This window comes from Saccharomonospora iraqiensis subsp. iraqiensis (assembly GCF_000430445.1).
GTDB classification, from domain to species: Bacteria; Actinomycetota; Actinomycetes; order Mycobacteriales; family Pseudonocardiaceae; genus Saccharomonospora; species Saccharomonospora iraqiensis.
In genome coordinates, this window is sequence record NZ_KE387095.1 from 1 (window position 1) to 1,501 (window position 1,501).

Annotated in this window: 2 protein-coding genes; one reads left to right on the plus strand and one right to left on the minus strand. The window is 73.6% G+C overall.

The window, feature by feature from the left end:
* The coding region (locus ACTIR_RS26650) for a DMT family transporter (protein WP_065388585.1) at positions 1 to 945 on the plus strand (945 nt) is incomplete at its 5' end.
* Here the strand turns inward: ACTIR_RS26650 and hypB are convergent.
* The coding region (hypB, locus tag ACTIR_RS23255; RefSeq protein WP_065388586.1) for a hydrogenase nickel incorporation protein HypB at positions 843 to 1,501 on the minus strand (659 nt) is incomplete at its 5' end. The two genes, ACTIR_RS26650 and hypB, sit on opposite strands and share 103 nt — an antisense overlap.

Genomic DNA, 1,501 nt, shown 5'->3' on the forward strand with positions numbered 1-1,501 from the left:
GTCGTCCTCGCGGTGGCGGCGGCGCTGGCGAACGCGCTGGCCTCCGTCCTGCAGCGCAAGGGTGCCCGCCGGGAACCGGGCGAGCGGTCGCTGTCGGTGCGCATGGTGTGGGACCTGGCGCACCAGCCGCCCTGGCTGGCGGGCGCCGGGTTCATGCTCGCCGGGTTCGCGCTCCAGGTCGCCGCGCTGAGCACCGGGCCGATCTCGATGGTGCAGCCGATCCTCGCGGCCGAACTGGGGTTCGTGCTGGTGTTGTCGAACTTCCTGCTGCACGCGCGGCTGCACCGCCGGGAGTGGACCACGGTGCTGGGCATGAACACCGGGATCGTGCTGCTGCTGGTGGGGCTGCGCCCGACCGGCGGCAGTTCCGGCGCGGTGACCGGCCCGACCTGGCTGCTCGGTTGCGTGGTCACGGTCGCCGTGCTCGTCGCGCTGGTCCTGGTGGCCCGCAGGCACCGGTACGCCGTCCGCGCGGCCTACCTCGGCGTGGCCTCCGGCATGTCGTTCGGGTTCCTCGCCGTGCTGGTTGCCGGGGTCACCGGCACCTTCTCCGGCGGTGTCGTCGCCGTGCTCGGCGCGTGGCAGACGTGGGCGGTGCTGGTGGCCGGACCCGCCGCGTTCGTCCTGCTGCAGATCACGCTCCGGGCGGGCAGTCTCGTCGCCTCCCAACCGGGCCTGATCCTGGCCAACCCGGTCGTCGGCATCGGCTGGGGGATCGCCGTGTTCGGGGAGGAGGTGCGGGCCGGCGGCTGGATCGTGGCCCAGCTCGCCGGCTTCGTCCTGCTGACCTGTTGCACGTTCCTGCTGACCCGCGCACCCTCCCTGCACGGCGCGGCGGGCGCCTACGAGGAGAGCGACACCCCGGGTTCCGACACCCCCGGTTCCGACCCGCCCGACCCCGGCACCGACGATCCCGGACCCGGGCGCAGCCGGTCGAGCCACTGACCGAGGCCGGCCCCGGACAGTGCCGAGACCGGCAGCAGGGTCGCGTCCGGGTTCACCCGCCGCAGGTGCCGGGCGAAGTGGTCGGTGTCGAAGTCCAGGTACGGCACGAGGTCCAGTTTGGTCAGCACCACGACGTCGGCCGCGCGGAACATCTGGGGATACTTCAGCGGCTTGTCCTCGCCCTCGGTCGTCGAGGCGAGCACCACCCGCTCCCACTGCCCCAGGTCGAACAACGCCGGGCACACCAGGTTGCCGACGTTCTCGACGAACACCACCGCACCCCGCGGAGGGTCCAGTTCCCGCAGGGCACGGGCGACCATGTCGGCGTCCAGGTGGCACCCGGACCCGGTGTTCACCTGCACGGTGCGGCACCCCGCCTCGCGCAGCCGGTCGGCGTCGAGCGAGCCCGCCTGGTCCCCTTCCACGACCGCGAGCGGCACCTCCCCGGCCAGCGCGCCGACCGTGGCCGCGAGCAGTGTCGTCTTGCCCGAGCCCGGGGCGCTCATCACGTTGACCGCCCGGATCGCCCGCTCGGCCAGCCACTCCCGGTTGGCCG